The sequence below is a fragment of the Planktotalea frisia genome, assembly GCF_001890925.1.
Lineage (GTDB): Bacteria > Pseudomonadota > Alphaproteobacteria > Rhodobacterales > Rhodobacteraceae > Planktotalea > Planktotalea frisia.
Window position 1 is genome coordinate 1 of sequence record NZ_MLCB01000121.1, and the last position, 22,200, is coordinate 22,200.

Annotated in this window: 26 protein-coding genes; 9 read left to right on the forward strand and 17 right to left on the reverse strand. The window is 54.0% G+C overall.

What is annotated here, in order from left to right:
- The first annotated feature begins 88 nt into the window (after positions 1–88).
- The 5 genes from PFRI_RS08360 to PFRI_RS08380 all read left to right on the forward strand — a co-directional run bounded on the left by PFRI_RS08360 (position 89) and on the right by PFRI_RS08380 (position 2,947).
- On the forward strand, positions 89–736 hold the full coding sequence (locus tag PFRI_RS08360; protein ID WP_245812327.1) for a FliG C-terminal domain-containing protein: 648 nt from the start codon (positions 89–91) through the stop codon (positions 734–736).
- A gap of 87 nt (positions 737–823) precedes the next feature.
- Complete coding sequence (locus PFRI_RS21840) at positions 824–1,132, forward strand: SH3-like domain-containing protein (protein ID WP_072630254.1); 309 nt, start codon at positions 824–826, stop codon at positions 1,130–1,132.
- The gene (locus PFRI_RS21845) at positions 1,107–1,424 is read left to right on the forward strand and encodes an SH3-like domain-containing protein (RefSeq protein WP_072630255.1); all 318 of its coding nucleotides are present in this window, start codon (positions 1,107–1,109) and stop codon (positions 1,422–1,424) included. The genes PFRI_RS21840 and PFRI_RS21845 overlap by 26 nt, the downstream gene beginning before the upstream one ends.
- Positions 1,414–2,055, forward strand: coding sequence for a nitrile hydratase subunit alpha (nthA, locus tag PFRI_RS08375; RefSeq protein ID WP_072630256.1), 642 nt, complete (start codon positions 1,414–1,416; stop codon positions 2,053–2,055). The genes PFRI_RS21845 and nthA overlap by 11 nt, the downstream gene beginning before the upstream one ends.
- Positions 2,056–2,086: 31 nt before the next feature.
- Positions 2,087–2,947, forward strand: coding sequence for a lysophospholipid acyltransferase family protein (locus PFRI_RS08380; RefSeq protein WP_072630257.1), 861 nt, complete (start codon positions 2,087–2,089; stop codon positions 2,945–2,947).
- Between the two features lie 3 nt (positions 2,948–2,950).
- Here PFRI_RS08380 and PFRI_RS08385 read toward each other — a convergent pair whose 3' ends face one another.
- The gene (locus PFRI_RS08385; RefSeq protein ID WP_072630258.1) at positions 2,951–3,640 is read right to left on the reverse strand and encodes a DUF1223 domain-containing protein; all 690 of its coding nucleotides are present in this window, start codon (positions 3,638–3,640) and stop codon (positions 2,951–2,953) included.
- A 238-nt stretch (positions 3,641–3,878) separates the two neighbouring features.
- On the opposite strand from PFRI_RS08385, the gene acnA reads away from it, so the two are divergent.
- The gene (acnA, locus tag PFRI_RS08390) at positions 3,879–6,563 is read left to right on the forward strand and encodes an aconitate hydratase AcnA (RefSeq protein WP_072630259.1); all 2,685 of its coding nucleotides are present in this window, start codon (positions 3,879–3,881) and stop codon (positions 6,561–6,563) included.
- 162 nt (positions 6,564–6,725) lie between these two features.
- Here the strand turns inward: acnA and PFRI_RS08395 are convergent, their stop codons facing one another.
- From PFRI_RS08395 to PFRI_RS08460, 14 genes are all read right to left on the reverse strand, one after another.
- Complete coding sequence (locus PFRI_RS08395) at positions 6,726–7,265, reverse strand: DsbE family thiol:disulfide interchange protein (protein WP_072630260.1); 540 nt, start codon at positions 7,263–7,265, stop codon at positions 6,726–6,728.
- Positions 7,258–7,410, reverse strand: coding sequence for a heme exporter protein CcmD (ccmD, locus tag PFRI_RS08400; protein ID WP_072630261.1), 153 nt, complete (start codon positions 7,408–7,410; stop codon positions 7,258–7,260). The genes PFRI_RS08395 and ccmD overlap by 8 nt, the downstream gene beginning before the upstream one ends.
- Positions 7,407–8,135, reverse strand: a complete 729-nt coding sequence (locus tag PFRI_RS08405) for a heme ABC transporter permease (protein ID WP_072630262.1) — start codon at positions 8,133–8,135, stop codon at positions 7,407–7,409. Before PFRI_RS08405 ends, ccmD begins: the two co-directional genes overlap by 4 nt.
- Positions 8,136–8,176: 41 nt before the next feature.
- Positions 8,177–8,833: a heme exporter protein CcmB gene (gene ccmB / locus PFRI_RS08410; RefSeq protein WP_072630263.1), complete on the reverse strand. Its 657-nt coding sequence runs from the start codon at positions 8,831–8,833 to the stop codon at positions 8,177–8,179.
- Positions 8,830–9,447: a heme ABC exporter ATP-binding protein CcmA gene (ccmA, locus tag PFRI_RS08415; protein WP_072630264.1), complete on the reverse strand. Its 618-nt coding sequence runs from the start codon at positions 9,445–9,447 to the stop codon at positions 8,830–8,832. Before ccmA ends, ccmB begins: the two co-directional genes overlap by 4 nt.
- Complete coding sequence (locus PFRI_RS08420; protein ID WP_072630265.1) at positions 9,447–9,806, reverse strand: Mth938-like domain-containing protein; 360 nt, start codon at positions 9,804–9,806, stop codon at positions 9,447–9,449. Before PFRI_RS08420 ends, ccmA begins: the two co-directional genes overlap by 1 nt.
- Before the next feature lie 6 nt (positions 9,807–9,812).
- Positions 9,813–10,565 carry a sulfite exporter TauE/SafE family protein gene (locus PFRI_RS08425; protein WP_072630266.1) on the reverse strand — a complete coding sequence of 251 codons (753 nt, stop codon included), beginning with the start codon at positions 10,563–10,565 and terminating at the stop codon, positions 9,813–9,815.
- On the reverse strand, positions 10,558–11,529 hold the full coding sequence (gene secF, locus PFRI_RS08430) for a protein translocase subunit SecF (RefSeq protein WP_072630267.1): 972 nt from the start codon (positions 11,527–11,529) through the stop codon (positions 10,558–10,560). Before secF ends, PFRI_RS08425 begins: the two co-directional genes overlap by 8 nt.
- 1 nt (position 11,530) lies before the next feature.
- Complete coding sequence (secD, locus tag PFRI_RS08435) at positions 11,531–13,192, reverse strand: protein translocase subunit SecD (protein WP_072630268.1); 1,662 nt, start codon at positions 13,190–13,192, stop codon at positions 11,531–11,533.
- 37 nt (positions 13,193–13,229) lie between these two features.
- On the reverse strand, positions 13,230–13,517 hold the full coding sequence (gene yajC / locus PFRI_RS08440) for a preprotein translocase subunit YajC (protein WP_072630269.1): 288 nt from the start codon (positions 13,515–13,517) through the stop codon (positions 13,230–13,232).
- Positions 13,518–13,860: 343 nt separating this feature from the next.
- Positions 13,861–14,553 (reverse strand): nitroreductase family protein, encoded by a 693-nt coding sequence (locus PFRI_RS08445; protein ID WP_072630270.1) that lies wholly within the window; start codon positions 14,551–14,553, stop codon positions 13,861–13,863.
- Positions 14,554–14,562: 9 nt separating this feature from the next.
- Positions 14,563–15,312, reverse strand: a complete 750-nt coding sequence (locus PFRI_RS08450) for a maleate cis-trans isomerase family protein (protein ID WP_072630271.1) — start codon at positions 15,310–15,312, stop codon at positions 14,563–14,565.
- Complete coding sequence (locus PFRI_RS08455) at positions 15,309–16,448, reverse strand: M24 family metallopeptidase (RefSeq protein WP_072630272.1); 1,140 nt, start codon at positions 16,446–16,448, stop codon at positions 15,309–15,311. Before PFRI_RS08455 ends, PFRI_RS08450 begins: the two co-directional genes overlap by 4 nt.
- Complete coding sequence (locus PFRI_RS08460; RefSeq protein ID WP_072630298.1) at positions 16,448–17,434, reverse strand: pyridoxal-phosphate dependent enzyme; 987 nt, start codon at positions 17,432–17,434, stop codon at positions 16,448–16,450. The genes PFRI_RS08455 and PFRI_RS08460 overlap by 1 nt, the downstream gene beginning before the upstream one ends.
- 139 nt (positions 17,435–17,573) lie before the next feature.
- On the opposite strand from PFRI_RS08460, the gene purL reads away from it, so the two are divergent.
- The 3 genes from purL to grxD all read left to right on the forward strand — a co-directional run bounded on the left by purL (position 17,574) and on the right by grxD (position 20,435).
- A complete protein-coding gene (gene purL / locus PFRI_RS08465; protein ID WP_072630273.1) occupies positions 17,574–19,733 on the forward strand; it encodes a phosphoribosylformylglycinamidine synthase subunit PurL in 2,160 nt (719 codons plus the stop codon).
- A 68-nt stretch (positions 19,734–19,801) separates the two neighbouring features.
- Entirely contained in the window at positions 19,802–20,038 is a 237-nt protein-coding gene (locus PFRI_RS08470) for a BolA/IbaG family iron-sulfur metabolism protein (protein WP_072630274.1), read from the forward strand.
- 34 nt (positions 20,039–20,072) lie between these two features.
- Entirely contained in the window at positions 20,073–20,435 is a 363-nt protein-coding gene (grxD, locus tag PFRI_RS08475; RefSeq protein ID WP_072630299.1) for a Grx4 family monothiol glutaredoxin, read from the forward strand.
- A 38-nt stretch (positions 20,436–20,473) separates the two neighbouring features.
- Here grxD and olsA read toward each other — a convergent pair whose 3' ends face one another.
- Together olsA and PFRI_RS08485 are read right to left on the reverse strand one after the other, a co-directional pair.
- Positions 20,474–21,313 carry a lyso-ornithine lipid O-acyltransferase gene (gene olsA, locus PFRI_RS08480; protein ID WP_072630275.1) on the reverse strand — a complete coding sequence of 280 codons (840 nt, stop codon included), beginning with the start codon at positions 21,311–21,313 and terminating at the stop codon, positions 20,474–20,476.
- Positions 21,313–22,080: a GNAT family N-acetyltransferase gene (locus PFRI_RS08485; RefSeq protein ID WP_072630276.1), complete on the reverse strand. Its 768-nt coding sequence runs from the start codon at positions 22,078–22,080 to the stop codon at positions 21,313–21,315. Before PFRI_RS08485 ends, olsA begins: the two co-directional genes overlap by 1 nt.
- Between the last annotated feature and the right edge of the window lie 120 nt (positions 22,081–22,200).

A 22,200-nucleotide genomic window follows, 5' to 3' on the forward strand; every position in this document is an offset into this window, starting at 1 on the left:
TCAGACAATTTCCGCGTCATAACCCATGAAAAAATTCGGGTTTTGGGGTAGCAGCGGTATATTTGGATTAGATGCCGAAAAACTGCTGATGCTTATTGAGGACGAAAGTATCGAAGTCGCTGCCGTGCTCCTCTCCAAGATCGATGTAAAAAAAGCAGCCACGATGCTTGGTCAAATGCCGGGCGAGCGCGCAAGGCGCATTACTTATGCTGTTTCACTCACCAATTCGGTGACACCCGACGCGGTTGATCGCATTGGGCGTTCTTTGATTACCCAACTTGATGACGAACCGATTCTCGCATTTACAAACAAACCCGAGGAACGCCTTGGGGCTATCTTGAACTCGTCGCGTAGCGTGACACGCGACGAACTGCTCGATGGGCTTGATGAGGCTGATCAGACGTTTGCGGCAGAAGTGCGTAAGGCAATTTTCACCTTTAAACATGTTGCCGAACGCGTAGATGAACGCGATGTACCCGCGATACTCAAGTCCGTGGACAACGATACGCTCGTAACAGCTCTTGCCAGCGCAACAGATGAGGCCACCAAAATTTCTGCGGAGTTTATCTTTGCCAATATTTCCAGTCGAATGGCCGAACAATTGCGTGAGGCCGTCCAAGAACGTGGCCAAGTGGGCGAAGAGGATGGTGAAATCGCTATGGCAGAAGTTGTCACCGGTGTTCGAGACCTTGCCCAAACAGGTGAAATACTTCTGAAGGAAGGCGTGCCAGCGTAAGTTCGCGCTCAAACTCTAGACAGTACAATCACGCTTCGATAGCGTCACAATATGGATAATAGAACCGACGGACGCCGCTGGCATGATATGGGTGGCCAAGATGCTGGACCTATCTGTGATGATCAACACGACTTTTCGCTCTGGGAAAAGCGCGTGGACGCATTGATGATATTGTGTAGCGGCAAGGGCTATTTCACAGTTGATGGACTTAGACGCGCGCTTGAAGATATGGGCGAGGACGCTTTCGAGAGCATGAGCTACTATGAGCGTTGGATTGCCTCGATCAATCAAAACCTGATCGAAAGCGGTGCTTATACGATCGAAGAACTCGGCGTGAAAATGGCCGAAGTTCAAGCACGGGGCGAGACTTATGGCGACGCAAGCCTTGGACAATAATGTGTTGCCCGTTGGTGCCAAAGTACGCATCCGTTCGATAATGCCGCCGGGCCATGTGCGCGCACCAGCCTATGTGCGTGGCAAAACCGGTGACATCGAACGCGTAATCGCGCCGTTCAAAAATCCCGAACAATTGGCTTACGGCTTGCCCGCCGCAGAACAAATTCTCTACCGCGTTAGTTTCAGTGCGGTGGAACTTTGGGGCGACGAAGCTGAAAATCCAGAAGACCGGATCGAAGCTGAAATATATGCGCACTGGATTGAAGAATTGGAAACCGCCAATGCCACATGATCATCACGACCACCTGTCTCCGTCTGGCCACCCCTACCGCCAAGACGATGACACACCCCTAAGCTATTGGCAAAGCATGGAAATTGCCGTGCGAGAACTGCTGGTCGAGAAAAACATAACGACCCTTGAAGAGATTTCAACACAGATCGACAAAATGGACGCACGTGGCCCCGCTCTGGGTGCAGCTGTTGTGGCGCGCGCTTGGGTGGATCCCGCTTTCAAATCGCGCTTGTTGAAAGATGGCTCTGCTGCAAGTGGCGAGATGGGATTTGACGTCGGTCCAATGCACTTGATCGCGCTCGAGAACACTGCCGATACACACAACATTGTCGTGTGCACATTGTGTTCATGTTACCCGCGCAACCTACTTGGACTTCCACCTGACTGGTATAAGTCACGCGCCTACCGTTCACGCACCGTAAAAGAACCGCGCAAGGTTTTATCCGAATTTGGTGTGAACCTACCCAATGATACGCAAATTCGCGTTCACGACAGCACCGCGGACATGCGCTACGTTGTGATTCCTGCCCGCCCGAGCGGAAGTGAGGATCTCAGTGAAGAAGATCTCGCCAAGCTGGTCACGCGCGATTCGATGATCGGAACAGGATTGGCGATGATGCCAAATGCTTGAGCATCGCCCTCAAGCGCAGTAAGCCGCCTCTATGAAACGCGTTTCGCAATATATCATTAACCTCTTTCTACGCAGCTTGATCGGGCTCGCGTTGGCCCTGCCATACGCTGCGCGCGTGCGTACGATGGGATGGTTGGTCGAAAAGGTGGTTTCACCCTTGGCTGGCTATCCTAAACGCATCCGCGCAAACCTCGCGCATGTGCTTCCCGACCTGCCCGAAACGGAGGTTGAGCGCCTGTGCAAAGAGGTGCCCAACAATGCCGGGCGCACTTTGATCGAGCTTTATTCCGGCGACGCCTTTGTCCAACGCGCGATCAAAGCGCCAATCAACGGTTCTGGTTATGAAGCTCTAGAAACCGCGCGCGCGGATGGCCGCCCTGTCATTCTCGTCACAGGTCACTTTGGCAATTACGATGCGAGCCGCGCAGCGCTTATTGCCAAGGGGCACAACATGGGCGCGCTCTATCGGCGCATGTCGAACCCATATTTCAATGAACATTACGTCAAATCAATCACGACGATTGGCACGCCGATGTTTGAGCAAGGCCGCAAAGGTATGTCGCAAATGGTGCGTCATATCAAATCTGGTGGCGTTTTAGGAATTTTGACGGATCTACATGCACATGGTGGCGCAAGTCTGGATTATTTTGGCAAACCCGCAATCACCTCTCTGATTACGGCTGAATTAGCCCTGAAATACAACGCCGCTCTCATACCGGTCTATGCCGTAAGACAGGCTAATGGACTCGATTTCGAGATCATTGTGCAGGATGAAATCCCACACAGCGATGCAGAGACCATGACGCAAGCCGTAAACGACGGTTTGGAAGCATTGGTGCGCGAAAACATGCACCAATGGTTCTGGATTCACCGACGGTGGAAAAACACGTAAAGGTTAGTTAATCGCTGCCGCCGCTTCGATAGGGCCATGGCCTGCACGCTGGATCAAGACCACCATAGGACCAGAGCCGATGTTCGCAGCCAATGACAGCGGCGCGCGGCCATCCCATTTCTTTACCGTTTTGAAATCTGATACAACGTTCACGTAAGTGATTGTTTTACCTGCATTCTCACCACGTTTGATCGCCGTGGTGCGTGCTTTGGAATAGCTCACCAGTTTAACTTCGTATTTCGCAGCACGGCGTGCGGTAGCTGCGATCGTAAGCTTGCCGCCAGAGCGTGCAACTTTCATCGCAACGTCTTTGGTATCAGCAGAGTGTTTACGAATGAGGTCTGCAACATCCATCGGATGCGTGCCGACAACTGAATCTTCACCCGCGATTATCATCTGCGGCGTATAAACAGAACGGCGCCCCGCCGTTTGCGCATATGCCCGCTGACGCGCAGCATTTTCGGGACGCCCGAATTCGTCTTTCCAGCCAATATAGTCCCAATAGTCCACGTGCATCGAAAGCGCGATCACATCACTGCGCTGTGCCAATTTATGCATTAATGCATCCGCAGGCGGGCAAGAAGAACACCCTTGAGAGGTGAAGAGTTCAATCACGACAGGCTGGTTTTGCGCCTGCGCGGACCCAGACAAACCGATCCAGAGCGCGGCAAAGAGAGCTGAGAGCGTTTTCATGAGGGTTAGTCCATTTGAAATTATTGCGTTACAGTGGTGATAGGTCGAAAGCATTGTAATGACCAATCACCCTTTTGCGAGAGCCGCGCGAGCGGTACGAACACTTTGTTTCCAATTTAGCTCAAATTTCAGTGTACAATCGTATACAATTTGCTCTGCACCCCTTGATTGAGACGTCTTCATAGGGCAAATAGCAGGCAATTCGCCAGCAATGTAGACTTTAGATCAGGAGGCTTTCATGCCCATCACAGTCGGTCAGGACACCAGCAAAACGCGCAAGACCCTTAAGGTCGGTGACGCGTCCATCGCCTATTATTCCATCCCAGCCGCGACAGAAGCCGGCCTTGGTGATTTCTCCAAGCTTCCTGCTGCGTTGAAAGTCGTACTGGAAAACATGCTGCGCTTTGAAGATGGCAAGACGGTTTCCGTCGACGACATCAAAGCCTTCGCCGAGTGGGGTGCCAAAGGTGGCAAAAACCCGCGCGAGATTGCCTATCGCCCTGCGCGCGTTCTGATGCAAGACTTTACAGGTGTTCCAGCGGTTGTTGACCTTGCGGCGATGCGCGACGGGATTAAATCCCTCGGTGGTGATCCACAAAAGATTAACCCGTTGAACCCAGTTGATCTGGTCATTGACCACTCTGTTATGATCGACGAATTTGGCAATCCACGTGCGTTCAAGATGAACGTGGACCGCGAATATGAGCGCAACATGGAGCGTTATACGTTCCTGAAATGGGGACAGTCCGCATTTTCAAATTTCCGCGTTGTTCCTCCGGGCACAGGCATTTGTCACCAGGTAAACCTTGAGTACCTTAGCCAGACGGTTTGGACCGACAAGGACCAGAACGGTGAAGAGGTTGCCTACCCTGACACGCTCGTTGGCACAGACAGCCACACGACTATGGTGAACGGCGCAGCTGTTCTGGGTTGGGGCGTTGGCGGGATCGAGGCGGAAGCGTCGATGCTCGGCCAGCCTATCTCTATGCTTATCCCTGAAGTCATAGGGTTTGAGCTGACAGGCGCGATGATGGAAGGCACGACCGGTACGGACCTCGTCCTTAAGGTTGTTGAAATGCTGCGTGAAAAAGGCGTTGTTGGGAAGTTCGTAGAATTCTACGGCAAGGGTCTCGATACGCTTCCACTGGCAGACCGTGCGACAATCGCCAACATGGCGCCTGAGTATGGCGCAACATGTGGCTTCTTCCCGATCGACAACGAGACACTGCGTTATTTGCGCACAACGGGTCGTGACGAAGACCGCATCGCATTGGTCGAAGCCTATGCAAAAGAGAACGGTTTCTGGCGCGGCGACGACTACGCACCGATCTATACAGACACTCTTTCCCTCGACATGGGTACAATTGCACCTGCGATTTCGGGTCCCAAGCGTCCACAAGACTATGTCGCCCTCACAGGCGCGAAAGAAGCGTTCAAGCGCGAAATGGAAGATACTTTCAAGCGCCCCATGGGCAAGGAAGTTGCTGTCGCGGGTGAAGACTACACTATGGAATCAGGCAAAGTTGTTATCGCTTCCATTACGTCTTGCACCAACACATCCAACCCATACGTCATGATCGGCGCGGGCCTTGTTGCGCGCAAAGCGGCAGCTTTGGGTCTTAACCGCAAACCTTGGGTCAAGACATCGCTCGCACCTGGCTCTCAGGTTGTGACCGCCTATCTGGAAGCTGCAGAGCTTCAGGTTGATCTTGATGCGCTTGGCTTTAACCTTGTTGGATATGGTTGCACGACCTGCATCGGCAACTCTGGTCCGCTTCAGGCAGAACTTTCTGCCGCGATCCATGAAGGCGATCTGGTTGCGACTTCTGTCCTGTCTGGCAACCGCAACTTTGAAGGACGTATCAGCCCTGATGTGCGCGCCAACTACCTCGCCTCGCCCCCCCTCGTGGTGGCCTATGCGATTGCAGGCACGATGGACATCAACCTTGCAACCGACCCCATCGCGCAAACGCCTGATGGCAAGGACGTCTACCTGAAAGACATCTGGCCCACGACACAAGAAGTGGCAGAACTGGTCGAGCAGACAGTCACACGCGAAGCGTTCCAGACGAAATATGCGGACGTGTTCAAGGGTGACGAGAAGTGGCAGGGCGTGGAAGTGCCCCAGCAGGAAGTCTACGACTGGCCCGCGACTTCGACCTACATCCAGAACCCGCCTTACTTCCAAGGCATGTCCAAGGATCCGGGCGTCATCATCAATATCGAGGGCGCAAAGGTTCTCGCGCTTTTGGGTGATATGATCACAACCGACCACATCTCTCCTGCGGGTTCTTTCGCTGAAAGCTCCCCTGCTGGTCAGTATCTTGTCGAGCGTCAGGTGCCTGTACGCGAGTTCAACTCTTATGGCTCACGTCGTGGTAACCACGAAGTCATGATGCGCGGCACATTCGCCAACATCCGCATCAAGAACGAGATGCTGGACGGTGTTGAAGGTGGTTACACCAAAGGCGTCGATGGCGCGCAAACCTCGATCTTTGACGCGGCGATGGCGCATCAGGCAGCGGGTACACCCCTGGTGATCTTTGGTGGTGAACAGTACGGAGCGGGTTCGTCCCGTGACTGGGCCGCTAAGGGTACAGCGCTTTTGGGTGTGAAGGCCGTGATCGCGGAGAGCTTTGAGCGTATTCACCGCTCCAACCTTGTGGGCATGGGGGTGATCCCGTTCGAGTTCACAAATGGCGACAGCCGCAAATCACTCGGCCTGACAGGTGATGAGAGCGTATCTATCTCCGGTCTCGACACGATTGAGCCTTTGCAAGAAGTGCCCTGCACGATCACGATGGCAGACGGTTCTGTGAAAGAGATCATGCTGAAGTGTCGTATCGATACCGCAATCGAGATCGAATATATCGAGCACGGCGGCGTTCTGCACTACGTTCTGCGCGACCTCGCTGCGGCGTAAGTCACAAAACTTTTGAACTCTGAAAAGGGCTGCTTTCGGGCGGCCCTTTTTGTTGTTGGGGGCAGATGCTCCTCGCGCCTGACAGCGCTCCTCGCACGCAAGCTGGAAGCGTGGTGCGTGTTGAGAATGCAGATAAGTTTATTTTGAAAGATGAAGCAGGGGTTATTTCCCTAAAGCTTTGTTCAGCTCTGGCAAAAAACGCTGCTCATAATCGCTTCCGATCAGAGGGCCTGCGAAACGGTAGAGCACGGTGCCATCACCATCCAGAATGAAGGTTTCAGGCGGAGCAGTGACGCCCCAATCAATCGCGGTGCGCCCTTGTGGATCAAAGGCAACGCCTTTGAACGGGTTGCCATCATCAGTCAGGTAGCTGGACGCCGCGCGTGCTGTGTCTTTGAAGTTCACACCGATGATCGTGTGTGTTTCGGCGAGTTCCAGAAGCTTTGGATGCTCTGCACGACACGGCGGGCACCAACTGGCCCAAAAGTTTACCAACGTGACGTTGCCATTCGCAAGGTCACTTTGCACGACTGGATCAAACCCCGGAAGATTTGCAGCGGTTTCGATAGGAGGCGCAGCTTTACCGACAAAAACAGACTCAAGCTCGTCTTTGCCTTCACGAAACATTCCTAAATAAAACAACGTCGCGAGGCTAAGAAAAATTGCGGGTGGCGCAATCATCAGGGGGGAGATTTTAGCCATTTCGACGTGTCTCGATCTCTTTTAGGGCAGCTTTGGCACGACGGCTTTGCATCACGCTGACAAGAACCAGCAGGAGGATCAAAACGATGGTCGCCGCATAGGCGCTGAGCACCGCATCAGCGTATTTTCCAAGATCAGGCATCATGCCATGCGCTCCCGTGCTAGCAGCGCCTTAGTCCGGCGCGCGCGAATTTCTGTGCGTGTACGCAAAAGCATGAGCGCCACAAACAGCAACACAAACCCTGCGATGCACACCAACAAAGGTTGATAAAACACGTCCGCTACGTTCTTTTCCTTATCGAGCGAAAGCGACGCGCCTTGGTGCAAGCCTTGGTTCCAGAAGTTTACCGCATAGCGCGACAGCACCGCAAAGACGGAGCCAACAAGGCAGAGTATCGACGTGAGATCCGCGGCTGTGTCGTTGTCCTCGATGGCGGACCAAAGAGCGATATAGCCGAGGTAGAACAGGAATAGGATCAGAAACGACGTGAGGCGCGGATCCCAGACCCACCATGTGCCCCACATGGGCTGGCCCCAAATCGCGCCAGTGATCAGAGCGATCAGCGTCATCACGACACCGATAGGCGCTGCGGCTTTGGCCGCCAAGGCGCTGACGTGATGGCGACGGATGATCCAGATGAGCGATGTCACCAGCATCATGAACCACACGTTGATCGCCATAAGCGCCGAGGGCACGTGCAGGTAGATAATTTTGACCGTCGATCCTTGGCGGAAATCATCAGGCGTGAAGAAGAAGCCCCAGATCAAACCAACCACAAGGCAGATCGCTGAAAGTGCGGCTGTCCACGGCAAAATGCGACCCGAAAGGGCCATGAATTTCACCGGATTTGCGTATTCCCATAAAGACATGGTTCGGATGTAGTCCTTAACTGTTGAGGCTTCAATTCACTTTAACGAATGTTTACGCGCAAAACCGCAGCAGAGGCAAAAGGTAGCAGTGCGATTGTGCCCAGAGTGATGCCCGCAAGCATGATGAGCGGAGTGCTGTAGCTTAGCCCGTCTGCGCCGCGACGCGCGACTTCTGAGCCAAAGATCAAGGTTGGCACGTATAGTGGTAACACGAGAAGTGATAGAAGCAGCCCGCCCCGTTTGATGCCAACCGTGAGTGCTGCACCAAAGGTCCCGATCACGCTAAGCGCGGGCGTGCCAAGCAGGAGTGAGAGGATGAGCGGGATGTAACCTGCACTCGGCAGGCTCAGCAAAAGTGCGAATAAGGGGGCTGCTAGGATCAGCGGCAGCCCAGTGGTGAGCCAATGCGCCAGCGCTTTGATCGAAACTGTGCCCTCCATCGGCAAAGGCGCGCAGGCGAGCAGATCAAGCGTGCCATCCTCCCAATCGAGCGCGAGAATGCGATCGAGCGACAGCAAACACGCCAGCAATGCGCCAAGCCAAAGGATGCCAGCCGCGATGGTGGACAAAAGCGCGCTGTCAGGGCCAACGCTGAACGGAACCAAAACCGTGACAATCAAAAAGAACGCAAGGCCAAGGCCGAAGCCGCCCCCTGCCCGCATGGCCAAGCGAAGGTCACGTATGAGCAGCGCTTTCACAAGAACCCCTCCATTGCGTCGTCTTTCATCGCCACGGGTTTAGCTTTGAACGAAGTAATGTCGAGGATGTCCGCCTCTAGCCCCAAATCAATATGCGTCGCGATCAGGGCGATGCCGCCCCCCACAAGATGCGCGCGAATGGCGTTGGCGAACATTTCAACCGCATGGATGTCGAGCGACACAGTCGGCTCATCCAAAATCCAGATAGGACGTGCGGTGACCAGCAAACGCGCAAGACCCAAGCGCCGCTTTTGCCCAGCCGAGAGCGCGCCTGCAGGGCGATTGGCCAGTGGTTCCAGCTCAAAGGCGTTGAGCGCGGGCGCGATATCGTTGGTGCCAAACACATCTGCCCAAAACTCTAGGTTCTCGCGCACGGTTAAGACATGTTTGATCCCATCAGAATGCGCCGCGTATGCGATGCTCTCATTCGGGGCGTTAATTTCGCCGTTGAGCGCAGGTTGAAGCCCCGCGAGCGAGCGTAACAAAGTGGTTTTACCGATGCCATTTGGGCCGCGCAAAATCAGCGCTTGGCCAGGGTTCACAGTGAACGACAGCCCTTCAAGCACAGCAATTCCGCCACGTGCAACGCTTAGGTCTTGCACGTTAAGGTGCATTATTTGGTAACCGGAAGAAGAGCCGCTGCGACACGGCGGCCCTCAGACACCAGCACATTATAAGTGCGGCAGGCAGCCGGAGAGTTCATCGCTTCGACGCCAATGCCTGCTTCATCCAGCGCCTCTTTCAACGCAGATGGCAAGTAACCGATTTCGTCGCCAGTGCCGAAAAAGATTACGTCAATCTCGCCTTTCATCGCCAGAAGCGTGTCTAGATCATCATAACCCGCCCAAGGGCCAGCCCCGCTTGCGGTCACGATCAATGGTGCCGCAACTGCTTCGCCAGCAATGCGGAAGAATCCCGGGCCGTAGCCTTGTACGGGTTGTGCATCGTCAAATTCAAGTTCCGTCAAACGCATCGCGTGTCACCCCCAAATTGGCAAACCATAGAGTGCGGACACTCCAATAATGACATAGGCCACTGTTCTATAAACCGTTTCATATGCAGGACGAAAGAGCCATGTTCCGATGAGAATGCCGAGCATCATCGGAGCAATCAAAACTGCGCCCAGAACGAGGGTTGCGGCGGACAATAGGCCTTGCACACCGACCATCCCAAAGAAGATCACATCAAAGGCGAAAAGAAACACCATGGTTGTGGCACGGATCACGGCGGGCGCATGTGTGCTGGCCATATAGAGTAAGATAACCGGTGGCCCTGCAAGGCCAAGTGCACCCCCCAGAACACCGCCTGCAGCACCTATGCCATAGACTTTTGGCGGGCTTAAGCGTCCTGAATAACGCACGCCAAATATGAGCGCGGCGAGCAAAGCCAGTGAAATAAGCGAAACAGTACCGCGAAAAACATCAACCGGAACCGTCAGCAGCAGCCAAATTCCTATGGGCATGCAGAGAAACATCCCAAGTATCAGACGGCGTAGATCCGTCCAATCCGCTTCACGCACCGCACGAGGCAGCGCTGGGAGTGGGCCGAAACCGTCGATGACCATTAGGGTCATGACGGCTCCGAGCGGTGTTAGAAATTGGCCTGCAAAGGGCAGATAAATCATCGCTGTGCCGAAACCTGCAAAGCCGCGCACAAGCCCCGCGAGCAAGCTTCCCAAAGCGATCCACATCAGCCCATCAGTTGCGAGGGCTGATGCGAGGATGTCAGGCATCTATGTTGGCAAATTGCGTTCCCGCGTTTGCGTCTGGCTTGTTGGTCCAGTCACGCTTTACCCCGAGGTAGAGCAGGATCGCAGAGGCCACGAAGACAGAACTATACGTTCCAACAATCACGCCCCAGATCATCGCAAAGACAAAGCCACGGATCACATCACCGCCCAATACGAACAGAGCAATCAGCGCCAAAAGCGTGGTTACAGAGGTCATGAAGGTACGGCTTAGTGTTTCGTTGATTGAAATGTTGAGAACTTCATTCAGCGGCTTTTTCTTATACTTGCGCAGGTTTTCACGCACGCGGTCGAAGACAACAACCGTATCGTTGAGCGAGTATCCAACAATGGTCAGCAAGGCCGCGATAATGGCGAGATCAAACTTGATCTGAAGCTCGGAAAAGATACCAATCGTCAGGATAATGTCGTGCACAAGTGCGGCCACAGCACCCAAAGCGAACTGCCACTCAAAGCGCAGCCAAATGTAGATCAGAACCGCTGCAATCGCGAGAACGACAGCTATAGCGGCTGTCTGGATCAGCTCGCCAGAGACTTTCGGACCCACAGACTCAACCGAGACAAACTTTATGTCCGGCGCAATAGCTTGCAGCGCGACTTGCACTTGGGCGATGATGTCAGACTTGACCGCTTCTTGGCCCTCTTGCGCTTGGATACGGATCATGGCGACGTGCTGATCGGCCGCGAACGTCGGATCGAACACTTCGGAAATCGTGATGTCACCTAACTCAAGCGGCGAAATCGCATCGCGGTAGGCACCCACATCAATCGGTGTGGTGCTTTCAGAACGAATCGTCGTGCCGCCTTTAAAGTCGATACCGTAGTTCAAACCTTGGTACATGAACGAGGCAAAGCCAACGATCATCATGACCAGCGAAATCCCCAACCACATTTTCCAGCGGGAAAAGAAATCGAACTTGGTGTCTTGTTTGACTAATCTTAGGCGCATCTCACACCTCCAATTCTTTGGGGCGTTTACGTTCGAACCACATCACAATGATCAGTCGTGTGACGAAGATAGCCGTAAAGACCGAAGTGAGAATGCCAAGGCCAAGCGTAATCGCAAAGCCACGCACAGGGCCAGACCCCATAACAAAGAGGATCACAGCCGTGATAAACGTCGTGATGTTGGCATCGATAATGGCACTGAGCGCTTTCTCGTAGCCAAGATCAATCGCGCGCGCTGGACCTTTGCCTGATTTGATCTCTTCGCGGATCCGCTCAAAGACCAGCACATTGGCGTCCACCGCCATACCAATCGTCAAAACGATTCCCGCGATACCGGGCAAGGTGAGCGTCGCGCCGACCATGCTGAGCAGGCCAAAAATGAGGCCAACGTTAATGATAAGCGCAATGTTGGCGAATAGACCGAACGTACCATAGCTCAAGAACATAAAGATCAGGACTGCGGTAAAGGCCACGATACACGCGACCTGACCTGCTTTGATACTATCCGCGCCCAGCTCTGGTCCGATGGTGCGTTCTTCGAGGAAGTCGAGACCCGCAGGCAACGCACCCGCACGCAAGAGCACAGCGAGGTTGGTGGATTCTTCAACAGTGAAGTTACCCGTGATGATTCCAGAGCCGCCCGAAATATGACTTTGGATCACGGGTGCGGAAATGACTTCGCTATCGAGCACAATCGCGAACGGATTGCCGATATTTTCAGCGGTGTAGTCGCCAAACTTACGTGCACCCGTCGGGTTAAAGCGGAAGTTCACCGCAGGACGACCATTTTGATCGAACGCAGGCTGCGCGTCTACCAATTCTTCGCCTGTCACGACAGGCGCAGATTCGAGCGTGTAGTACGCCCCCTCTTCATCCAGCGACGGCAAGATTTCATTACCGATCCCAGCGTTGGCATCAGGATCAGAGCCGCGCCCCAGAACAGGTTGGAAAGTCAGTTGGGCAGTTGTACCAATGATCGCCTTGAGCTCAGCCGCAGAACCAATGCCGGGCACCTGGATCAGGATACGATCCGTGCCTTGGCGCTGGATCGTTGGCTCACGCGTGCCGACCTCGTCGATACGACGGCGAATGATTTCGAGCGATTGCTGCATCGTACGCTCGTCCGTCGCGCGCTTTTCTGCTTCAGACAACCGCACTGTCAGTGCGCTACCGTCCGCGCTGACTTCGATGTCAGAGGCACCGACACCTGAGAGTGAGACAACTTGCTGAGCGAGACCGCGCACAACTTCCATCGCGCGCGTCATGCCGTCAGGCTCAGAAATACGGACTTTGAGTTCATCGCCCGCAGAAGGTTGCAAGCGGATCGTACCAATCGTTGAACGCTCCGGGCGAAGCGCATCGCGCACTTCTGGCCAAAACGCTTTCATGCGCGCTGAATAAACGTCCTCAACCGCGACCTCGGCCAGCAAATGCGCGCCGCCGCGCAGATCAAGTCCCAGATTAACCAAACCAGAAGGCAAAAAGCCCGGCCACTGTGCGGCCATGGCTTCGCGTTCAGGCGATGTACCTGACAGCTCAATCTCTGCAATCGCATCGTTATGCCCTTCTACTTTGCTGTAGAAAGCATTCGGAACCGCGAGCAGCAACCCAAGTGCGCAAAGCGCCCAGATGACCACCCGTTTCCACAGGTCAATTTGCAGCATCTGTCAGGCCTCTCGCACCGACCAGCTTATCCGTAGATTACGCGGACGCTGGTTCTGTTCTGTTGATTACGCTGGTGATCGTGGATTGCACGACACGCACTTTAACGCCGTCAGCGACTTCAACTTCGATTTCGTTGTTGTCTTTGACTTTGGTCACTTTACCGATCAGGCCGCCTTGCGTGACCACTTGGTCCCCGCGGCTTAGGCCTTCGACCATTTTCTGGTGATCTTTGAGCTTTTTCTGCTGAGGGCGGATCAACAAGAAATACATGATCGCAAAGATCAAAATCAGCGGAACAAATTGGCCAAGTGCGCCAGCATCCATGTGGAACATCCTTTTTTGAGATTGGCTTGCCTTGCAAGCACGGTCTGAAATTGGCCAGAACCTATGGTCTGACAGAGGGCTTTGCAATGGGCTACGGCACTCTGTTTTACGGCCACGGAAACCCTTGGATTTTAGGTATGCAAATAACGCATAGCGGACATGCTGCGCTTGTAGCAGATTTTGCCTTGAAAGCGGGCACATCGCACACTAATTCAGCCTCATGAGGACGACGATGGTGCTGCGGTACCTAGTCCTTGTACCTCCCTGTTGGACTTCGGCCGAGCTTAATGCTCGGCCTTTTTTTTGGCTAAAGGGGATCTTCAATCACCATTTTATTGAACGTTTAGTCAAAAACAGTTCGAATCTGCGCCAGAGGCTTTTTGAGTTTTGCCACACTCGGGACAGTTGCATCGCTTGCCGCCTGCCCCACGGCAAGAATCATCACAGGCTTTTCCGAGGCTGGACGATCTAACAAACCATTGAGAAATCTCATCGGATTGGGCGTATGGGTCAAACATGATAGCCCTGCATGATGCAACGCAGAGATCAAAAAACCTGTCGCGATGCCAACGCTTTCAGGAACATAATAATTCTTGTAGCGCGTTCCATCGTCAAATTCGCCCCAACGCTGCGCAAACACAACGATCAACCATGGTGCGATATCGAGATGCGGTTTGCTCGCATTTGTACCAATCGGCTCGAGCGCTTTGATCCATTCGTCATTGCCACCACCTGAGTAGAACTTTTCTTCTTCTTCCTCGGCCGCAAGTCGGATCTGATGTTTCACATCCGCGTTCGAGATCGCAACAAAGTGCCAAGGTTGATGGTTCGCACCAGACGGCGCAGATCCAGCCGCAGTAATCGCCGCATCAATCACCTCTTGCGCAACGGGCGTCGGTTCAAAGTCGCGCACTGTATGGCGCTTTTGCATAAAGCTTAGATGCGCCTGTACCGCTTCAATCTGAGCGTCATCATCCAGCGCGATACGATCGGGCAAAGCAATGGCGGTATAGTCGAGTTTTTCACGTGCGAACATGAGAGTTCCTTAATTTACAGATTTGTCCCAAAGCATCCCATCGCGACGCGCGGATGTTGTGCCTGCAAGGCCAAGCATATGCCAAAAGAACGCTTGATTGGATGAAAGTGCTGGTTTTCCAATTGCGTTTTCAACGTCTTTTAGAATGGAAAAGGTGCGAAGGTTCGTGCAGCTCATAAAGACGGCGTCGGCCCCTTTGTCTTGGCCCAGTTCGATTGCCGCGTCACGCACAGAGGTGGGATCAATCCGCGCAACCTTGGTTTCAACGGGTTCGTTGAAGGTGCCGAACACAGGCGTGTCGATACCATGGGCGCTCAGGGCAAGGCGCAGGCTTTCACTTACCGCCTCTGTATAAGGTGTCAAAAGCGCGAGTTTGCTGATGCCAAGTGCCTCGCAGGCCGAGACCAAAGCGCTGACAGGGTTAGTAACCGCCTTGGTCTCAAGAACCGTTCCGACCAATTCGGTGACCCGCTCTGTCCCGATAATGCTTGAGGCAGAGGTGCAGCCGTAGCCAACAACATCAAAGCTCACGGTCTTTGGCAGCAACCCAGCGGCGCGGGGCAAGTCTGCTTCCATCGCAGCGAGGCTTTCGTTGGACACTTTCGCAGCACTTGGAATGCGCGAAATGAACGCGCCGACGTCCGCATCAGGCAAGACCTGCCGCAGTTCATGTTCCATCGTTTCGTCAGATTGCAAAACGATCAGGCCGATACGCCCATCCGTGCCAATTTGCGGCGCGAGTTTATATGGGATGCTCATGTATCAAGCCGTAGCATTTGATCTGCTGGCGCAGGCGACAGTCGCTCGCAGCCGGTGTCCGTAATGACGTAGTCATCCTCGTGCACCATCAAGCCGGTGCCACCAGACACAGACACGCCCGGTTCTAAGGTGATGACCATCCCCGCCTCTAGCACCGTATGATCATCCGCGATGAAAGACAGCCCTTCGGTTAGTTGTAAGCCAAGACCATGCCCCAAACGCCCCGCGCTTTGACCACCTGCACCACCTGTGCAGACTGTATCCATCGCATGAAAAATATCCGCAGCCGTGCTTCCCGGCTTTAGCAACGCTTCACCTGCGCGCGTTGCCTCCATCAGTTTGTCATAGGCCCGCGCAGCGGCATCACTTGGTGCGCCAACACTATAATTGCGATCGAAATCGCTGAAGTAGCCGTTGCGAATGACACCAGTGTCGAGCATCACGATTTCGCCCGCCTGCAACGGATCATCGCTTGCAGGCGAAATCACATCGTCATAGCCGTCGCTTCCTTTTCCGCCAGAAAGATAAGGTACCCAATCGGCGCCCTCTTCCAAACAGAGCATCTGAAAGCTGCGAAACACCGAACTCAGTGGCGTTCCAGCGCGCGCTTTCTCAGGGACCCGTGCGAAAGCACGGCCAGCGATCTGGCACGCCTCGCGAATAGCTTCGACCTCAAGCGGCGTTTTCACCATGCGCGCAGCGCGCATCACTTGCATGTCGCTGCCGATCTCGACGTCTTTGATCAAGCGGATCCAATCGCCAAGCGGCATCCGCAAATGGCTCTCGATTCCATGCGGCGTGCCAATACGACCTTTGCCCGCCACTTCACGCAAGGTGTCGCGCAACAGCGAAATACCATCGTCGCTATAATCAGGTGCGGACCATGTGCGTATATCCTCAACGACAGAGCGCGACATGAGTTCCGCGCCAATAGACGGGATCACCGCAATGGGCAGTCCACTGGCTGGCAGAACCAAAAACCAAGGGCGCGTCGGGCTTTCCCAAAACCGCGTGAGATACCCTGTGAGATATCGAATATCAGCTTCTTGCGTAAGCAAAAGCGCCGAAAGACCCTGCGCAGCCATACGGGTTTGCACGCCTTTGATGCGCGTGAGAAATTCGTTGGTGTCAAACATCACGCGCCCTCGCTCAAGATACACAACACTTTTGCATCACTTGGAAGATCACTGAGCAAGGCCGCCGCGATCCCTGCTGCGCCTGATGTACTCGATGCGAGACCTAGGTCTGCAAGCTTTGGCAGAACCGCCGCCGCTTCCTCCTCGCTGATTAAAACGCAAGTGTCCGCGTCGCGCGACAAACCTTTGAGCGCGATCAACGACGCCTCTTTGCAATCAAGCCGCCCCATATCAGAGACAGGTCCTGTGCTGGTCATAAACGCACCTGCTTGGATCGAATCATAAATGGCGGGTGCGAACTCTGGCTCGACCACAATAATCTTGGGCTCATCACCCCAAACATCGCGAAACAGCGCAGCACATGCTCCCGCAAGCCCGCCAACACCCGCTTGCAAGAAGATATGTGTCGGCTGTTCCATTTGCTCAGTGCATTCCGCCGCCATGGCGAGATACCCTTCCATCAAGCGATGCGGCAGATCGAAATACCCATCCCATGAACTATCAGACAGCAAAGTCCAGCCATTCACTTCTGCGGCCTTCAAAGCCCCTGCCATGCTTGCCTCATAGTCATCGCCTTCGATGACCACTTCCGCACCCTTTTCGCGCAGACGATCCGCAAATTCGCTCGGTACAGTTTTGGACAGATAAATCACTGCTTTCGCACCGAAAGCCTTTGCTCCAGCGGCCACGGACATCCCATGATTGCCAGCGCTTGCGGTAACATAGGTGCGCCCGTCTAGCGACCCAAGCTGTGCTTCATGCGCAATAACATACGCCGCACCCAAGGCTTTGAAACTCCCTAGCCCCATGCGGCCACGTTCATCTTTGATATGCAGACCAAGTGCATTCACCAAAGGCGTGGCACTATGCACAGGGCAGCGATCTAGCAACGCGCGCGGCGCGCTTGCGTTGACCGACGGCGACGGCGCGCTTTCGAGACCGATACTGATCCCCTGCCCGCGAAATGGGTTTTTCAAATCTTGCATAGGTTCCTCCCAGAATTCGAGCCACATCAGTGCAAAAAACATCGTAGGTCAACGCCACAAATCACATGCTTGTCGCATTGCCCCTAAGCGCCTTTGGCATTATGACACGCCCAACTTCACGTTTTGGGGACCAAACCGGATGCAAGAGCCTGCCATCACCACCGATCTCATCGCCTCTCATGGCCTGAAACCTGACGAATACGCTGTCATTCTAGAGATCATAGGGCGCGAGCCGACCTTCACAGAACTCGGCATCTTTTCGGCGATGTGGAATGAGCATTGCTCTTACAAATCTTCCAAGAAATGGCTACGCACGCTGCCCACCGAAGGGCCGCAGGTGATTTGTGGCCCCGGTGAGAACGCTGGTATCGTTGACATCGGTGACGGCCAAGCGGTTGTTTTCAAGATGGAAAGCCACAACCACCCGTCCTACATCGAGCCCTATCAAGGGGCTGCGACTGGCGTTGGCGGCATTCTGCGCGACGTCTTTACAATGGGCGCGCGTCCGATCGCGGCGATGAACTCACTCTCTTTCGGTGAAACGTCCCACCACAAGACCCGCCAGTTGGTGAACGGTGTTGTGGAAGGTGTCGGCGGTTACGGCAATTGCTTTGGTGTTCCCACTGTCGGCGGCGAAGTGCGTTTTGATCCGGCTTATAACGGCAACTGTTTGGTAAACGCTTTCGCGGCCGGTCTCGCGGATACGGATAAGATTTTCTACTCTGCCGCCTCCGGTGTTGGGATGCCCGTGGTTTATCTCGGGGCCAAGACGGGTCGCGACGGCGTTGGTGGCGCAACAATGGCGTCGGCGGAATTTGACGACACGATTGAGGACAAACGCCCCACGGTTCAGGTCGGCGATCCCTTTACGGAAAAGCGCTTGATGGAAGCGACGCTAGAGCTGATGCAAACCGGCGCTGTGATCTCGATCCAAGACATGGGTGCCGCTGGTCTCACTTGTTCTGCGGTTGAGATGGGCGACAAAGGTGGCCTTGGCGTGCGTCTCGATCTAGAACGCGTCCCTGTACGCGAGGTCAATATGACCGCCTATGAAATGATGCTGTCCGAGAGCCAAGAGCGCATGTTGATGGTCTTGAAGCCCGAACTCGAGGCCGAGGCGAAAGCCGTGTTTGACAAATGGGACCTCGATTTTGCAATCGTCGGCGAGACCATCGCAGAAGACCGCTTTTTGATCGTGCACAACGGCGATGTGAAGGCAGACCTACCGTTGAGCAAACTCGCGTCCTCTGCACCTGAATATGATCGTCCTTGGGTGCCGACTCCTGCGGCTGAGCCCCTCAGCGATGTCCCTCAGATTGATCCGATTGATGGCCTAAAAGCACTGCTGAGCAGCCCAAATTACGCGTCAAAGCGTTGGGTTTATGAGCAATATGATGCTCAAGTCATGGGCGACACGATCCGCATTCCCGGCGCTGGCGCTGGCATTGTGCGCGTTCACGGCACGGGCAAGGCTCTGGCGTTCACCTCTGATGTGACGCCACGCTATGTCAAAGCAAACCCTGTTGAGGGCGGCAAGCAAGCGGTTGCAGAAGCGTATCGCAATCTGACCGCTGTTGGCGCAAAACCATTAGCGACGACGGACAATATGAACTTTGGCAACCCTGAAAAGCCAGAGATCATGGGCCAGTTCGTCGGCGCGATCCAAGGGATCGGCGAAGCCGTAAAAGCGCTGGATATGCCCATCGTGTCTGGCAACGTCTCGCTCTATAATGAAACCGATGGTACTGGCATTCTACCGACGCCGACGATTGGCGCTGTGGGTTTGCTCGCCTCTGAGGACGACTTGATCAACGCGGATGTGCGCGAGGGTCATGTGGCGATGGTGATCGGTGAAACAACCGGCCACCTAGGTCAATCAGCCTTGCTCGCTGAAGTGTTCAATCGCACAGATGGTGATGCACCCAGCGTTGATCTGGTCGCAGAAGCCAAGCACGGCGATTTCATCCGCGATAACCGTGAATGGATCAAAGCCTGCACGGACCTTTCTGATGGTGGCTTGGCTTTGGCGGCGTTCGAGATGGCCGCTTGTGCCGATGTTGGTGTGACTTTGGATAGCGCCGATACGCCCGAGCTTTTTGGCGAAGATCAAGCACGCTACTTGGTGGCCTGCAACTTTGATCAAGCAGAAGCGCTCATGAGCGCGGCTGGGCAAGCAGGTATTCCTATCGCATTCGTTGGTAAATTTGGCGGCGAGGACGTGACAATCGGCGGCTCTACCGCGAGCCTGGCAGAACTCAAAGACACATCAGAGTCCGTCTTTCCGACACTCTTTTCATAAGCAGCTCTTGCGAGCCTCTCACCCCGCTTCTACATTCGGGGGAACACAGACACGAAAGGGCACGATCCATGGCGATCACGGCACAAGAGATTGAAACGCTTCTGCGCGAAGGTTTTCCCGAGGGACAAATCACCGTGCAAGGCGACGATGGTCAGCATTTTGCGGCTGAAGTCATTGATGCGTCCTTTGTGGGCAAGAACCGTGTGCAGCAACAGCGCGCCGTTTATGCTGCGTTGAAAGGTAAAATGGACGGCAGTGAGGGCGAATTGCACGCGCTGGCCCTGACGACTAAGGCCCCAAGCTAAAAGATATGCGCTATTTGCGCGAATGGAGATGACAATGAGCGACGTTAAAGAAACCATCCAAAAGACCGTCACGGACAACTCGGTTGTCTTGTTCATGAAGGGCACAAAAGAGATGCCGCAGTGTGGGTTTTCATCCCGTGTGGCAGGTGTTTTGAACTACATGGGCGTCGAGTTTGCAGACGTAAACGTACTGGCAGATGAAAATATGCGCCAAGGCATCAAAGATTTCTCTGATTGGCCGACGGTTCCACAGCTCTACGTAAAAGGAGAGTTTGTGGGCGGTTGCGACATTATCACCGAGATGACGCTCTCAGGTGAGCTCGACACGCTCTTCACAGAGCAGTCCATCACGTTTGACAAAGACGCGGCCGACAAAATTCGCGAAGCAAACGGCTGATATAGAGAGCCGATTTTTCTAGAAAAATCGCGCGCCTCTCAAATATCCTTACTGTCAAAATGGTGACCGCGCTGAACAGCGCGTTCACACTCCAATGCCATAGACTTGCGGTTATCTGCCTGAGACACTCGCAAGGGTATATGATAAACTACCTCGACCCGCCCTGCTTTGCGCACAGCCAAAGTTTTGACCAAATGCGGGAAGAACCCCATTTCGCCCCACCAACCATAAAAGCGTTTTTCTTCTGCATCTGGCGCATAATAGTTCACGGTGACAGGTTGCACCCATAAAATCTCTTTCAGGTCTTGCGCAAAAAATGCCGCGAACAAAGTTGATTTAAAAGGCAACACGCGCAATCCATCCGTTGACGTGCCCTCTGGAAAGAACAACAGTTTGTGCCCAGCTTTCAAGCGCGCCTCAAAGACCTCTTTTTGTGCTTTGGCTTTGCGCGGATTGCGTTCGATAAAGACTGTCCCCGTCGCTTTGGCCAGCACTCCAATCCCCGGCCAATTGGCGACTTCGGATTTTGAAACGAAATACACACGTTTCGCCGCATTCAGCGCAAAAATATCGAGCCACGAGCTATGATTGGCCACCACAGCGCCCGGATGCGTCATCTGCGTCCCTTTGACGGAAAAACGCATTCCCATAATCCGAAACGCATTGCGGCATACGAACTGTGTAATAAAGGGTGTGATAGGGCGGCCTAAGCCAAACAAAGGGCGTTCAATCAAACGCAAAAGTAAAAGCGCGGTAAGACAAATCAGGATCAACACAACAATCGGAATCGCACGCAATGCAAAACGCAGCCAACCCAGGGCGCCGATTTGGCTCAGATCGACAACATCATCCTCGTCTGGTTTCCAAACATCTGCCATTATTTACGTTCCATTAGATAAAGATTGCGTTGTTTCTCACTGATTTGAGCCACATCAAGAACCAAACATACATCTGTTGTATTAAACGCATGATCCAAATAGGCACCCTGCCCGATATATCCACCCAGACGCAAATACGCTTTGATGAGCGCGGGAATTTGCGTCATCGTAGCTTTGCGATCCAGCTGGTTTGTGTCTGTTTCAGCTGGTAAAACAAACGGCTCCAGAGCAATCGGGCGCAGATGAGCCGGCGCGAGATGACGTTCATGCAGCAAGCGCAATGGCGCATTAAGGTCTGCAAGGTTTGTGCCCTGAAAGCTTGCAACTCCAAAGAGAATATCAATGCGCTGCGCAAAAACATACCGCGCAAGTGCAGACCAGAGGTGATACATCGCCGTGCCGCCGCGATACTCTTTGTCCAAACAAGACCGCCCCAATTCAAGCAGCTTGAGAGGTGTGGACATGAGCGCTGCTAGATCAAACTCTTGCGCAGAATAAAAGCCGCCCGCTCGTTGTGCACCACTTTGCTCCATCAACCGATACGCCCCGACGAGTTGGTGGGAAGTATCGCCTCCGCGCGCGCGATCCAGCAGCATCATATACATACTATGCTGATCGTAGCGGTCTATTTCCAAGCCATTTTCGTGATCAATCATAGGTCCATCGCCGCCTAATTCTGTCACGAATACTTTGTAGCGCAGCGCTTGAACAGCACGGTGCTCTTCGTCTGTGCGCGCAAAAGTAACTTCAAATTCAGGGGTTGGCATGGACGCGGATTCCTTCGCGCAGACGGGCGCGCTCGGGATGAGATTTAGGTAAAGCACCGCTTAAGTTCAAGCAAAACACCCTGGCGGTCTTGATTGCTCACAAATTCAACCTATGGTTGA